The organism is Lujinxingia vulgaris, from assembly GCF_007997015.1.
Lineage (GTDB): Bacteria > Myxococcota_A > Bradymonadia > Bradymonadales > Bradymonadaceae > Lujinxingia > Lujinxingia vulgaris.
Map to the genome: position 1 here is coordinate 418188 of NZ_VOSM01000001.1, position 12882 is coordinate 431069.

General features: G+C 63.0%; 12 protein-coding genes and 2 tRNA genes. 11 read left to right on the forward strand and 3 right to left on the reverse strand.

Going from position 1 to position 12882, the window contains the following annotated elements:
• Positions 1–3: 3 nt before the first annotated feature.
• Entirely contained in the window at positions 4–567 is a 564-nt protein-coding gene (locus tag FRC98_RS01660) for a hypothetical protein (RefSeq protein WP_146979568.1), read from the reverse strand.
• Positions 568–893: 326 nt separating this feature from the next.
• On the opposite strand from FRC98_RS01660, the gene FRC98_RS01665 reads away from it, so the two are divergent.
• Positions 894–2012: a hypothetical protein gene (locus FRC98_RS01665; protein WP_146979569.1), complete on the forward strand. Its 1119-nt coding sequence runs from the start codon at positions 894–896 to the stop codon at positions 2010–2012.
• A gap of 312 nt (positions 2013–2324) precedes the next feature.
• On the opposite strand, the gene FRC98_RS01670 is transcribed toward FRC98_RS01665, so the two are convergent.
• Positions 2325–2408: transfer RNA gene (locus FRC98_RS01670), tRNA-Leu, on the reverse strand.
• 212 nt (positions 2409–2620) lie between these two features.
• Between FRC98_RS01670 and FRC98_RS01675 the strand changes: the two genes are divergently transcribed.
• A complete protein-coding gene (locus FRC98_RS01675; RefSeq protein WP_146979570.1) occupies positions 2621–3190 on the forward strand; it encodes a hypothetical protein in 570 nt (189 codons plus the stop codon).
• A 184-nt stretch (positions 3191–3374) separates the two neighbouring features.
• A complete protein-coding gene (locus FRC98_RS21205; protein WP_230467169.1) occupies positions 3375–3530 on the forward strand; it encodes a hypothetical protein in 156 nt (51 codons plus the stop codon).
• Positions 3531–3730: 200 nt separating this feature from the next.
• On the opposite strand, the gene FRC98_RS01680 is transcribed toward FRC98_RS21205, so the two are convergent.
• A complete protein-coding gene (locus FRC98_RS01680; RefSeq protein WP_146979571.1) occupies positions 3731–5140 on the reverse strand; it encodes an HD domain-containing protein in 1410 nt (469 codons plus the stop codon).
• Between the two features lie 94 nt (positions 5141–5234).
• On the opposite strand from FRC98_RS01680, the gene FRC98_RS01685 reads away from it, so the two are divergent.
• From FRC98_RS01685 to rplI, 8 genes are all read left to right on the forward strand, one after another.
• On the forward strand, positions 5235–6302 hold the full coding sequence (locus tag FRC98_RS01685) for a glutathione S-transferase (protein WP_146979572.1): 1068 nt from the start codon (positions 5235–5237) through the stop codon (positions 6300–6302).
• A gap of 289 nt (positions 6303–6591) precedes the next feature.
• On the forward strand, positions 6592–9393 hold the full coding sequence (locus FRC98_RS01690) for a DUF4397 domain-containing protein (RefSeq protein ID WP_146979573.1): 2802 nt from the start codon (positions 6592–6594) through the stop codon (positions 9391–9393).
• Between the two features lie 490 nt (positions 9394–9883).
• A tRNA-Gln gene (locus FRC98_RS01695) sits at positions 9884–9955 on the forward strand.
• A 216-nt stretch (positions 9956–10171) separates the two neighbouring features.
• The gene (locus FRC98_RS01700; protein WP_146979574.1) at positions 10172–10795 is read left to right on the forward strand and encodes a 50S ribosomal protein L25; all 624 of its coding nucleotides are present in this window, start codon (positions 10172–10174) and stop codon (positions 10793–10795) included.
• Between the two features lie 87 nt (positions 10796–10882).
• The gene (gene pth / locus FRC98_RS01705) at positions 10883–11494 is read left to right on the forward strand and encodes an aminoacyl-tRNA hydrolase (RefSeq protein WP_230467170.1); all 612 of its coding nucleotides are present in this window, start codon (positions 10883–10885) and stop codon (positions 11492–11494) included.
• A gap of 114 nt (positions 11495–11608) precedes the next feature.
• On the forward strand, positions 11609–11818 hold the full coding sequence (locus tag FRC98_RS01710) for a hypothetical protein (protein WP_146979575.1): 210 nt from the start codon (positions 11609–11611) through the stop codon (positions 11816–11818).
• Positions 11819–11918: 100 nt separating this feature from the next.
• On the forward strand, positions 11919–12320 hold the full coding sequence (rpsF, locus tag FRC98_RS01715; protein ID WP_230467171.1) for a 30S ribosomal protein S6: 402 nt from the start codon (positions 11919–11921) through the stop codon (positions 12318–12320).
• Positions 12321–12329: 9 nt separating this feature from the next.
• Complete coding sequence (gene rplI, locus FRC98_RS01720) at positions 12330–12773, forward strand: 50S ribosomal protein L9 (protein WP_146979577.1); 444 nt, start codon at positions 12330–12332, stop codon at positions 12771–12773.
• The last annotated feature ends 109 nt before the right edge of the window (positions 12774–12882 follow it).

Here is a 12882-nt window from a genome sequence, read left to right on the forward strand (position 1 = left end):
CCCTTAGTTCCAGCGGAAGTTAATGGGCGCTGCGCCGGCCGGCTCAAAAGGCGCTCGCGCCGGCGTAAACCCGCTGTAGAAGGGGTTGGAGGTGTTGTTGCGGATCAGCACCCGGGTGTGGCGTCCGTCGGCCTCCAACTCCACCGAAAACTGCGGCGCCACATCGGGGTGGCCCAGGTTGAGCCGCGCGTAGGTCTGACCAAGCTCCATGCCGATCACACGAAGTTGCTTCACTTCGGTATGCGGCACCGCGCCAGGGTCGACCTCTACAAACTCGGTCCGTTGCAGATACGCGCTCTCCACAAAGGTGCGCACCTCGCTGAACGGAATGTCGTAGATATGCTCAAAGTCGATGCGACCCTCGCGCCCAACTTCCCGCGCGGAGATGCGCTCCCAGGGGAAGTTCAATGGGGAGCGCGTAAACTGCGTGGTCACCAGAAGCTCACTCAGCGGTGCCATCTTCGGGGAGTACGACTCGCCATCAGCGAGCGGCGTCTGGGCAAAGCTCAGCGTGCTGGCGAGCGCGACCGAAGTCAGCGTCAGGCAAAACAGAAGGCGTCGAGGCACAAGTCTACTCGCGTGTACAGGAAAAGGTGGGCGCAGCGGGCTCTACAGACATCCGTGCGGCCCGTGATTGTAGCGCGAGAGCGAGCCCTGTCCACCCCGCGCGAGCGACTACCTCGTGACTCGCTCTCTTCGGGGCATTGGCACGGCGCGCGCACTGTCAAGAGATGCAAAGGAGAAACTTGACCCTCGATCCTCTCTTTTGTTAGCGTCCGCACCGATGTTTCGCATCAATGACGAGGCTGGCCCTGATTTCAGCCATGGTAACACCCCGGCCATGATCTCTTTTGGAGAGATCTGGCGAGAGGACACCCCCCCGGAGGCAGTAGATGAAGCTGAACGACACCCTGAAACTTTTGATGGTCCTTCTTATGAGCGCCGGTATGGCGACCACCACCCTGACCGCGTGTGGGGGAGACGACACCGGTGAGACCGACGTTGAGACCGACGCCGGCGACGAAGAAGATTCCGGTGGTGATGAGAACGACGGTGGCGAGGAAGATGCCGGTGACGCCGCCGATGTTGAGCCCGAGCCAGCCGACCCCATCGACCTGGTCCCCCCGCCCGCGCGCTGTGGTGAAGAAGGCGCCTCGGAGCGCTGCGCCGAAGATGCGGAGACCTTCGAGTTCGGCACCGCCTCCAAGATCAGCGCCCTGCAGATCGCCGGCGCTGACTGCTGTTTCGACCTCGATGGCGACGGCCTGGAAGACAACAGCCTCTCGCTTGCGGCCTCGATGGCCAACCAGTCGCTGACCGATGCCATTGCTGACGATAGCCTCAGCCTGATCCTTGAGCATGACGGTCTGGAAGCTCTGGAAGTCGGTCAGGAGTTCGACGTCAACTTCCTGCTCGGCGCCGAGTCCACCGTCGACGGTGAGCTCATCGATCCGGCGAGCTTCGATAGCGGCGTCGCTCCGCAGGCGCTCCTGCCCAACGCGACCATCATCGATGATGGCGGTGTTTCGGTGGTCGAAGCCGGCCCGGGCACCGTGGTGATCGTGCTGGAACTCTTCGGCCTGGAGCTCTCCCTCTCGGTGCGTAACGCCGTGATCTCGGCCGACGTCGTCGCCGAAGAGAGCGCCATGGAGACCGGTGTGACCCTGGAGAACGGCCGCCTCGGTGGTCTGGTGCTCTTCCAGGAGCTGGTGGACACCGTCAACGACGTCACCGCTACCTGTGAGTGCCTGGGTAGTCCTGAGAAGCTCATCGACATGGAAGCCGAAGACGCCTGCATCGAGTACACCGACGTTGAGCTGGCTGGTTGCGTCGACGATGAGTCCATCTGCGCCGACATCGCCAAGAACTGCGGCGGGATCATGGCGCTGGCTCCGGTCATCGTCGCTCACGACGTGGATGGCGATGGCGAGAAAGATGCCATCTCGGTCGGCATGACCTTCGAAGCCGACGCCGCCGTGATCGCCGGTGTCGAAGCGGCTCCCGCCGAGTAAGGTCTTTCAGATAAGGAGCGACGCCCGGCGTCGCTTCTGAGCTGAACGTTGAAAACGCCTCGATCTTCGGATCGGGGCGTTTTTTGTTCAGGGGTTTTTGGAGACGTCGCACGCCAATACTGGCGATTCATTCACGCGCAGACACGCCTGAGAGCATGGTGAGTGATTCGATGGAGGCGCCTCACCAGAAGCTCAATATTGATTGCGAAGAATTCGTCGCCTTTCTGATTCGAAAACACTCACCGGGTCATCCCGGAGGTATCATCGAAAACGCAAAAAGCCGCACCCCTTTCGGGGTGCGGCTTTTTGAGATGCGGAAGAGAGGACTCGAACCTCCACGGTGTTGCCACCACTGGCACCTGAAGCCAGCGCGTCTACCAATTCCGCCACTTCCGCGTGGCTGTTGTCGGTCGTTGTTGCGACGTCCAACGTGAGAAGGTTTCTATAGCCGGTCGGTCATTGTGTCAACGCTAAAAATGCAAAAAAATCACCCTCGGTGTCACTTTGATAATTCGAGGTCCCGGGCATAGAGTCAGCGCGTCGCAGCGCCCTTCAATGAGGGGGCTGATCACGACGACGATTCGGTATGTGAGCGAGGAGCGATGATGATGGCCACAGATCCCCTGGCGAGGCTTGAGCGGGCGATAGAAGTTGGGGGGCAGCGCCCCACACTCCGCTGGGAAGAGGTCCCGGAGAGCGATCCCATCGCCCGGCTCCAGGAGCTGATACGGCGCGGTGACGCCAAACGCGATGAGCCTCCTGTCGAGAGCCTTCAGGAGCTGTTCGCCAGCGCGCGTGAGCTCCCCGAGCCCGAACCCTGGACGAGCGGGCAGGGCGATCCGCTGGAGCGCCTGCGTGCGCTCTGGCGCGAGCCCGCCGCGCCGGCGACCGATACGCGCTCCGAGATGCCGGTGCCAGAAGATGCGAGGAACACCGGCCCGACGGCGTCTTCAGCGTCGCAACCCGGAACTTCGACCTCTGCTCCGTCTTCCCAAAACACATCCGTCTCCACACTGGTCGACGCGCTGGGCGCTCAGGTCTACCGCTCGCTGCGCGAGCGCCCCCTCCCCGGTGAGGTTCGCGCGGAGCTCGCCGCGCGCATCGCCGCGCTCCTGGACGCTCGCCAGGACGATCCCGAACTTCGCGACCTCCTCGATCTCGTGATCTTCGGGCGTTGAACACCACGCCCTTCGCTCGCCGGACTTGATGCGGGGCGATCGGCGTTTACGTTCTCGCTGTGGCGATGCGAGGCCCCCCGCTTCCATTCGTCGCGAGAGCGTCGGCCCGATGTCGACGCGCGTCTCACATCCAATCAGGGTTTGAGGCGTCTGGAGTCGACCCCGAATCGATCAGGAGGACGACATGATTGAGTGGATTGTCATGGCATTCTTTATCGGCGTTCCCGTGCTTTTGCTTGTGGGTGCCGGTGTGGCAATGGTTCGCCAGCGACGCGAGACCTTTAAGCTGGCAGATGCGGAGACCTCGGCAGGTGACCTGCCCGGCTCCTCGACCCCCTGACGGCCAGACGCAACCCGGGGGCGATTCAGCGACGATGATCGCGAGGGGGGCTTAAAAGGCGTGAAGATCATGAGCGTCTGAGACGCGTCGAAAACTCGCCAGAAAAAAAGCCCGACGGAATCTTCCGTCGGGCTTTTTTTGTTTTTCAATCTTAAAAATCGACGTTCTTCGCGCCACGCGCCGGGAGCGCCGGTGGGCTTTTAACGTTTGAGGATCTCGGCCAGCAGGAGATCGTCGAGGCCCTTAAGCTCGCGCAGACGCGCGGCGAGTGTGGGCTCGGCGAAGATACGGATCTTTTTGACGACGGCGATGAAGTCGTCCTGGATGCCCGCCACCACCTGCGAGAGCTCATGCAGGGGGTAATGGCGGCGGCCGCGCACCTCGGGGTAGACCACCTCGATGGTGTCGATGCGATCCTTGTCGCGCGGGGGGATGTCGATGATCAAAGCCGCCGGGTGCAGGGGCATGTTGAGCGCCGAGCCCAGTCGCGCGCTCAGGCGCGCCGTCAGATCGAAGAGCTGCGCGCGCTCCATGGCATAGATCGTCTCATAGGCGCGCTGCTTATCGCGCTCGGCGTAGATACGGCTGAACGTGGCCACCCGCTTGTAGAGCCGCCGGCGTGTGGTCTGCAGCCCGCCGAGCAGAAAGCGCGGCGCGCTGGGATCGGGGGATTGATCGAAGATCCACCCCAGAAGCTGCTCATCGTCGCAGCGGAGCAGGGTGCCCAGAAAATCCTCCGGGTCGAGCTGCGCGCGGCTATGAAAAGCCGCAATGGCGTTCTCCACCATCGCGCTGGCCGCGCGCACGGTATGATGCCAGTACACCTCGCTAAACATCGTGTAGCGGCTGAACACAAACATCTCGGCGGGAACTTTACCTTTGGCCGCGATCGCCAGCCCGTCCTCGTTGGCGTTGAGCGTGAGGTTGGCCAGCAGGCGCTCCCGATCGTAGGTGCGCCCGTAAGGCACTCCGATATGGTGGGAGTCCCGCTCCAGGTAGTCCATTTTGTCGGCGTCGATGGTGCCGCTGATGATCGAGTTCAAAAGCCGGTCGACCTGTGAGGGCTTCTCGCCAAGCGCCCCGGTGCAAAGCCCGATGACCCGCTCGGGGTCGACGCCCCAGTCGCGGCGTAAGATCTCGGCGATGGTGCGCTGGCCGCGCAGCCCCTCAAACTCCCCCATAATGATGCGACCGCCGACCTCTTCATGGCGCGGGGTGTCTTCGCCCTTGAGGTGCAGCGCCTCCAGGCTGTGCGCGAAGGGGTAATGCCCGATGTCGTGGAGCAGCCCGGCGGCGAGCACGCTCAGCAGATCTTCTTCGCTCAGCGAGCTCGCCAGCTGCGGAAGCCGCCCCAGAGACTGCAAGAACCAGCGCGTGCAGCCGTAGACCCCCAGCGAATGCTCAAAGCGGGTGTGCACCGCACCCGGATACACAAGGTGGGTGGGGCCGAGCATGCGAATGCGCCGCAGGCGTTGAAACGCGGGGTGATCGAGGATCGCTTCCACGCGAGAGGTCAACGCGACGTTGCGCAACTCGGGTACGCGAACAGTGGTGGCGAACGCATCGGCGCGCAACTCGGGGAGGCTGGAAAAGGGGTTGGCCTGGGGCATGCAAAAAGTCCGGTGAAGCTGGCCAGCCCGCTGAACTGGCGCTATGTGGAGGGGATAATACGATGCGCATCAAGCTCCCCTGTGAGGATCGCCTATGTCCTATGAATTATTCATCAGCCGCGCCAGCCCCTATTCGATGAAGATCGCCGCGATGCTGGCCTACCTCGGCGTGGAACATCGGCTGGTCATTCAGAATGCCGTCAACCGCTTCTCGGTGATCCGAAGGCTCTCCGGCCGCACGATGGTGCCGATGCTGCGCCGCGAGGACTGGGCGATCAATGACTCCACCGCGATCGCGCGCTACGCGATGCGTCTTCCCGAGCTTCGCCGCACTCTGTGGATGCCGCCGGGCATCGACACGCTGAGCTTTCTCCTGGAAGACTTCACCGACGAATGGATGGTGCGATGGGCCATGCACTCCCGTTGGATGCATGACGCCGACCGTCGCCACATCGAACGCCTCATAGAAAAGGAACTCACCGGGGGGATCCCCGGAGTGGGGCGGCTGGTGGGAAGCACCATCCGAAGCTCGTTGAGGGGCTGGGGCATCATCGAAGAAAACAGCGCAACGCTGGAGGCCAGCGCGCGCCGCACCCTCGACGCCCTGGCCCTGGCGCTGGACGATGGTCGCCTCTACCTCTTCGGCGATCGACCCTCCCTGGCCGATTTCGGCGTCTTCGGGCCGCTCGGGCAATACGCCAGCGATCCTTCCGGTGCAAAGACGCTGGGCTCGTCGGACTTTAAGAAACTTCGCGCCTATGAGGCACGTATCCGCGCCATGCTTGATGGCGAGGTTGTGGAGGGGCAGGCCACCGACACGGCGCTGACGGCGCTGGAGCCCTTGATGGCCGAGGCGCTCGGGACCTACTGGGAGGTGATGGTGGCCAACCTCGATGCCCTGGATATGAAGAAACGCCCGGTCTCCACCAGCGCGCGCCTGCTCGACGGGGCGGCGTTTGAGTTTGCGCCCTCGCGGCACCTGCGCGGGTTGTTAGAGCAGTGGCTGGAGTTGGTCGAAGACGCCTACCGAAGCCGTCAGGAGCTCTTCGGTTCAGAGGGCGCGGTGCTGGAGCGCGCGCTCATCAACCGCATCGAAGAGCTTGCGCGTCGGCCTTCTGGGCGCGACCTGGTAGCAGCCCATCCCGGGCTTGGATTGCGATAAGCAGCGGGGCGATCGGCAAGGCGCCTTGCTTGTTTAGGGTGCCGTGCAAAAACGATCGGTTGACCCTGAACCCGATTCATCCGATAAGGTCACGTCTTTTTGCCGGAGACGCTAAGGCCCCGGCACGACACGCAAAGCGCGTCACGTGACGCTGGCGACGTCAATCGCTGGCATGCCTCTTGTATGCATGCCTTCGAGGTGATTGACACCCGATCTGCCGCTCCACTAAGGTGCGCAGTCCTGCAACGAGTCAAATTTTGCCCATCGCCGGGCATCGCATGGAGGTTCTATGAGTAAGTCGGTAACACAACTTTGGGCGTTGCTCGGCGTCGCTCTCATCGCGCTGATGGTTTCAGCGTGCGGAGACAGCGACGTATGTGTGAGCAACGATGAATGCGGCGCCGGACAGGCCTGCTTTGATGGCGAGTGCATTCTGCAGGTGGTGGACTGCTACGACGACCTGGATTGCGGTGAGAGCTACCAGCAGTGCCTCGCCGGTCAGTGTGTCAACAACACCAGCTGTGACGTGACCGCCGACTGCGCCCCCGGTCAGGCCTGCGACTCCGCCGGCGCCTGTGTGGAACGCCAGTGCTCGCGCAGCAGCGACTGCCCCGGCAGCTACCTCTGTGACGAAGGCATCTGCACCACCACCCCGCGCCAGTGCCGCAACGTCGGCGAAGAGTGCGTGCCCGGTGAGCCGACCCGCTCTGGTTTTGCGTGTGAAGACCTCGGCGACGGACCGACCTGCTACGAGACCTGCACCGAGTACCGCGTCTGCGGTGCCAACGGTAGCGCAACCTCCGCGTTTGACTGCGGCGGTGGCCAGGCGTGTGTGACCGCCACCGAACTGCAGAACCGCCCGGTTTGCCGTCCCTCGCAGTGCGCTGGCATCGCCACCGCAGAAGAAGACTGCGCCGAGATCGTTGCTGCCAATCCGGAGCTTTTCGCCGCCGGCGTCAACTGCGGCATGCAGAATGGCGTTCGCACCTGCCTTCCGGCCGGTGGCGGCGACGAGAACGACGCCTGCACCGACGCCAGCGATTGCTCCGAAGGGCTTGTGTGCGTGACCGGTATCGATGCGCTCGTGGACCCCAACTCGAACACCAGCGCGTCTTTCGTCGACGGCTTCTGCGCGCGTCCCTGCTCCGAAGACGGGCAGTGCGGCGGCGAGCAGGCCTGCATCGGTGAGACCAGCGGCGCGGTGATGGGCAGCGGCTTCTGCGGCGATCGCTGTGACCCCTTCGCGCACACTGGCAACCAGTGTGGCGAAGCTCTGGCCTGCGCCCCGGTCGACGGCGTCGACGGCCTCTGCGGTCGTGAAAGCGACAACGAGCTTGAACTCTATGAGAGCTGCTCCGGCAGCGACTCGTGCCCTGATAGCTCGGCCTGCATCCAGATTGAGCAAGGCGTGCGCAAGTGCCTGCCGCTGTGTGACCCGACCCTGCGCACCACCGCGCAGCGCGACGCTACCTGCCCCTCGGCCGACACCAGCGCGTACATTCAGGTCGCGCACTTCGGCGCCGATCTTCCCGCTGTGGACATCGCTGTTGATGGCGAGCCCACCATCGAAGGCCTGGCCTTCGGTAGCATCGCTGGCGAAGACACCTTCCTTTCGCTTCCCTCCGGCGAACGTCAGATCACCGTGACGAGCGCCGGCGCAAGCCCCACGGTGCTCTACGATGAGACCCTCACCCTGGAAAGCGGTGCCGCGCTGCTGATCGGCGCGGTTGCAGATTCGACCGCCACCAACGGTCTCGCGGTGCTGGTCTCGGAGCTGACGCGTGGCGAAGAAGTTGCCGCTGCTGAAGCCCGCGTGCGTCTCGTGCACGGTATCAACCTTCCGTCGGCCGTGGACGTGGTCTTCGCCGAAGCCGGCGCGGATGTGAGCGAAGCGGCCAACCGTATCTACGCTCTTGAAAATGCGCTCTTCGGCGATGTCGGCAGCTACATGAACCTGGCCGAAGGTGATTACGACGTCTACGTCTTTGATCCCGGCGCCTTTGATTCGGAAGACGCCCTCGCCACGCTGAGCTTCACCGCTACCGGTGGCGCGATCAGCACCGAGTTCATCATCGACGAGAACGCTCCGACCCTTATCGGCGCGGCGTACGACTCGGCTCCGATGGGTCGCGTGCTGGGCGGTACCTGCATCAACCTCTCGCAGGGTGCCGCTCAGATCGGTCTGGGCTTCTGCCTTGAGTCCTGCGCCAACTCCGACCAGTGGGGCGTGGGTGCCTGCAGTGGCGAGAATGATCGCTGCAACGACTTCGGCGACGGCACGGGCATCTGCCTGGGCTCCGGTGGTACGGCCATCGGCGAGACCTGCGAAGACGACAGCGACTGCGTCGACGGTGCCCACTGCGACATGAACGGCACCGGCGAAGGCGTCTGCCGCTCCTACTGCCAGCCCGAAGAGCAGACCAACGACGCGCTCGCCTGCGGCAGCGGCGAGATCTGCGTGGCGTCTGCGGGCACCGATAACTTCGGTAAGTGCCGCATCGCCTGCAACCCGGGTCCGGACAGCACCGACCCGAACTGCCCGGCCGACCAGAAGGGCTGCTTCGGCCCCGAAGGTCAGAGCTTCTGCCAGCCCTCCGGTGATCTCACCGAAGGCGCGAGCTGCGGTAACCCCGAGACGCAGAACTGCCAGCCGGGCCTTGTCTGTGCCCGCCAGGCCAACACCCTGGGCGGCTTCCTGCAGAGCCCCTTCACCGCGCCCGAGTCGCTCGGTGCCCCGGGTGGTACCTGCACCCAGGTCTGTGAGCCCTTCAAGGCGGAGAGTGGTTGCCCCGACGGGTTCGCCTGCTCGCCGATCACCCCCGATGGCGCCAGCGTGACCCTGGGTCACTGCGTGGAGCGCACCGCGGCTCCGATTCGCTCGCTTGAGTCCTGCGATCTGGCCGACACCGGTAAGATGTGCGATGAGAACTCCTTCTGTATCGAAGAAGCGCTCAACGCCTGCGCCGAGCCTCAGGCCATCTGCGTGCAGCTCTGCGACTTCTTCGGCGGTGGCGGCTGCACCGACGGCACCGTCTGTGAGGCCTGGTCCGATGATGGACCTCTCTTCGGCCTCTACGGCATCTGCCGCTAAGCTGACATGACCCCCCGGGCGATGACGCCCGGGAGTCAGGTGGTTTTAAAAAGAACCGCGGGCTTCGGCCCGCGGTTTTTTTTGTTCGGTCTCTGTCTGTGTGTCCGGCGACGCTTTTCGACGCCTCGGGCGTTCAATACGCGCGGTGAGACGAGTCACGAATTCGCCGGCTGCGTGGCTCGATGCTCGCACGCGATGCGTGCAAAGTCCGCGCTCGAAGGAGGTTCTTCGAGGAGGCTCTCAACCCTTACGCCGGGCGATCGCGCAAAGGGCTGTGAGGTGCTCTTAAAAGGCCATATCGGAGCCTCAACGGCGACGTGCTGGCATGCGCGAGGTGGCGAGAACTGGCCCTGAGACGAGGTTTGCGATCGTGTGCAGGATTTTTGATAGAACCTGTTGACAGGGTAGGGGGGCGGTGTTAATTAAGCTGCCCACCGGGTCGGAGGAACATTCCCGACAGCGGTAGCGGCGGCGAAGTTAGCCAACGCACTGGGGTGTAGCCAAGTGGTAAGGCACCTGGTTTTGGTCCAGGCATTCCTAGGTTCGAATCCTAGCACCCCAGCTTCAAGCCAGCTCAGCGCGACGCTTTGAAAGCGCGCAACGACAACGAGCTGACGAGAACGACAATCGCGCTGGGCCTCTCTGGCGAGTACGAATGAGAGGTCAGCGCGTTTTTTTCGGAACGCGGGCGGCATCACAGGCCGACTACGCATCAATCGCGCCCTCGCGCTGGTAAGCAAGTTAAGCCAGCACGTCCAGGGGACCATTGGAGGATGTCATGGCTTCGAAGAATAAACCTACCCTGAACGCGACGGTTCGCGCCGAGTCCGGGAAGGGCGTCGCGCGCAAACTGCGCGCGCAAGGCTTGATCCCGGCCATCTGCTACGGGACGAACACCGAGAACATCTCGCTGGCGATGGACCCGGCGGAGTTCGATAAGATCATGGACACCAAGCGTCAGATCAACTCGGTGTTCAACATCGCGCTCGACAACGGCACCACCGTTGAGAGCGTGATGCTTCGCGACTATCAGTTCGACCCGATCCGTCGCGTGGTCATTCACGCCGACCTGGTCGTCGTCGACATGGACAAGCCCGTGCAGGTCAGCGTGCCGATCGAACCGACCGGCCGCGCCAAGGGTGTTCGTATGGGTGGTCGCCTTCGCGTCATCCAGCCGGTGGTCAAGATCGCCGCGCGTCCCGACGATATCCCCGAGGAGATCGTGGTCGACGTCACCGAGCTTGCTCCCGACGGCGCCATCATGGCCAGCGAGCTGACCTACCCCGAAGGGGTTGAGCCGGCGTACAAGATGGACTACGCGCTGCTGCGTATCCAGATGCCGCGCAAGAAGGTCACCAAAGAAGAAGACGCCAAGGCGAAGAAGGCCAAGAAGGCCGGCTGAGCTTAAGCGCAGGTTGTGTACGACCTTTGAAAGACCGAGAGCCTTTGCTGCTCTCGGTCTTTTGAGTTTTTGAGCAGGAGTTTTCAGGTGTTCGAGTGGATTCGCCGGCTTCTGGCTCCGAAGGAGGATGGGGTGAGTCGAACGCTGATCGTGGGCCTGGGCAATCCGGGGCCAAAGTATGAGGGGACCCGCCACAACATCGGCTTTGCCGCGGTGGATGCCCTGGCGCAGCGCTACCGGATGACCGTGACGCAGTCGAAGTTTCACGGGGTCTACACCACCGGCATCATCGCCGGTCATGATGTGGCGCTCTTAAAGCCGCTGACCTTCATGAACCTCTCCGGCAAGTCGGTGGCCCCGGCGATGAACTTCTTCAACGTGACCCCCGATCGCCTCATCGTGCTGCACGACGAGCTCGATGTGGAGCTGGGGCAGATGAAGATCAAAGAAGGCGGCGGCCACGGCGGCCATAATGGCCTGCGCGACATCGTAGCCAAGACGGGCACCCGCGAGTTTATTCGCCTGCGTTTAGGGATCGGTCGCCCCGAGCACGGCGACGTGACCAACCACGTGCTGGGGCGCTTTCGCCCGGATGAGACCGTGGCCGTCGATCGCCTGCTCGAAGATGCCTGCGATGCGGTCGAGATGGTGCTTGGCGAGGGCGTCGCCCCCGCCCAGAACCGTTTTCACGGGCGTTAAGTCGGTCGCTGGTAATTTCCGCTGGAAAATCTGCGCGAGCAGGTGTATGGGTTCCCCCCCCTTGATGGGTGTCTGGCGACGACGCGCCAACAGGCACCACCCTGGAGTGTGATGATGACGATTGCTGCTACCATCCGCCGCGCCTGCGCGGCCCTTCTCAGCCTGATGGTGATTGTGGCCGCCGCCCCGGCGATGGCCCACCATACCGGCGACGATGAAGGTGGCGACGAGATCGCCCATCACACCGACGACGATGGGGAAGCAGAAGTAGACGCGCGGCTTGCGCACCACACCGATGATGATGGTGAGGCCGAAGCCGCCTGAACGATGGTGTTCAACAGGATTGCGCCGCACCTCGCAAGAGGCCGGCACGAACCTCGCTCCGCCGCATGTTGAGGCGGGGCTTTACCCGAGAGGTTATTTCATGGCTGTAGAGAGACTACGCGAATACGAGACGATCTACATCGTGCGTCCCGACGCCGGCGAAGAGGAGTTCGCCCGGCTTCGTGAGCGCGTTGAAGGGATCATTGAGAACGAAGGCGGCCACCTGCTTAAGTTCGACGACTGGGGCCAGCGCAAGCTCGCCTACGAGATTCACGACAAGTCGGAATCCCGTCGTTTTGAGCGCGGCAACTACCAGTACTACCGCTACCTGGTCGGCGGAAACACGGTTGCGGAGATCGAGCGCAACCTGCAGCTGATCGACTCGGTGTTGAAGTTTTTGACCGTCAAGCTGGAAGACGATCTCATCGCTGAGGAGCGCCTGGCGCGCCCCGAAGAAGAAGAGATCGAAGAGGTCATCCCGGCTCAGGACGACGACGAATAGGAGGCTGTGATGGAAGTCATTCTGACCGAAGATGTGCCCAATCTCGGCGAGATGGGCGAGATCGTGAAGGTTGCTCCGGGCTACGGCCGGAACTTCCTTATCCCCAAAGGTCTGGCGCTGCCGGCCAGCGCCAACGAAAAGAAGGCGCTTGAGCACAAGAAGCGCCAGATCGAGCTCCGCAAGGAGCGCGAGCGCGAAGCGGCTCTGGGCATTCAGTCCAAGCTCGACGGCGTGCGTGTCACCATCGCCAAGCGCGTCGCCGAAGGCGACTCGCTCTACGGCTCGGTGACCCCGCGTGAGATCGCCGACGTGCTCAAGCAGGAAGGCTTCGAGGTGGAGCACCGCTTCATCGAAGTCGGCCGCGGCATCGACGAGCTGGGCATCTACAAGGTGCCGGTCAAGCTCGCCAGCGGTGTCTACGCCCACATCATCCTGTGGATTGTGGCGATGTGAGTTGGCTTTGCCTGCGGGCATAAGCGATAAAGAGCCCACGATGAGCGCATCGTGGGCTCTTTTTTTGTTCGTTTTTGAGGTGGCGCCGCCTCCGTACCATCAAGGCGCA

What these genes read in the sequence shown, in the direction of transcription:
- FRC98_RS21205 (WP_230467169.1), top strand. Translation starts at nt 3,375, where the DNA reads ATGATTGAGTGGATTGTCATGGCATTCTTTATCGGCGTTCCCGTGCTT.
- FRC98_RS01675 (WP_146979570.1), top strand. Translation starts at nt 2,621, where the DNA reads ATGGCCACAGATCCCCTGGCGAGGCTTGAGCGGGCGATAGAAGTTGGG.
- FRC98_RS01680 (WP_146979571.1), bottom strand. Translation starts at nt 5,140, where the DNA reads ATGCCCCAGGCCAACCCCTTTTCCAGCCTCCCCGAGTTGCGCGCCGAT.
- rpsF (WP_230467171.1), top strand. Translation starts at nt 11,919, where the DNA reads ATGGCTGTAGAGAGACTACGCGAATACGAGACGATCTACATCGTGCGT.
- FRC98_RS01690 (WP_146979573.1), top strand. Translation starts at nt 6,592, where the DNA reads ATGAGTAAGTCGGTAACACAACTTTGGGCGTTGCTCGGCGTCGCTCTC.
- rplI (WP_146979577.1), top strand. Translation starts at nt 12,330, where the DNA reads ATGGAAGTCATTCTGACCGAAGATGTGCCCAATCTCGGCGAGATGGGC.
- FRC98_RS01665 (WP_146979569.1), top strand. Translation starts at nt 894, where the DNA reads ATGAAGCTGAACGACACCCTGAAACTTTTGATGGTCCTTCTTATGAGC.
- FRC98_RS01685 (WP_146979572.1), top strand. Translation starts at nt 5,235, where the DNA reads ATGTCCTATGAATTATTCATCAGCCGCGCCAGCCCCTATTCGATGAAG.
- FRC98_RS01700 (WP_146979574.1), top strand. Translation starts at nt 10,172, where the DNA reads ATGGCTTCGAAGAATAAACCTACCCTGAACGCGACGGTTCGCGCCGAG.
- FRC98_RS01710 (WP_146979575.1), top strand. Translation starts at nt 11,609, where the DNA reads ATGACGATTGCTGCTACCATCCGCCGCGCCTGCGCGGCCCTTCTCAGC.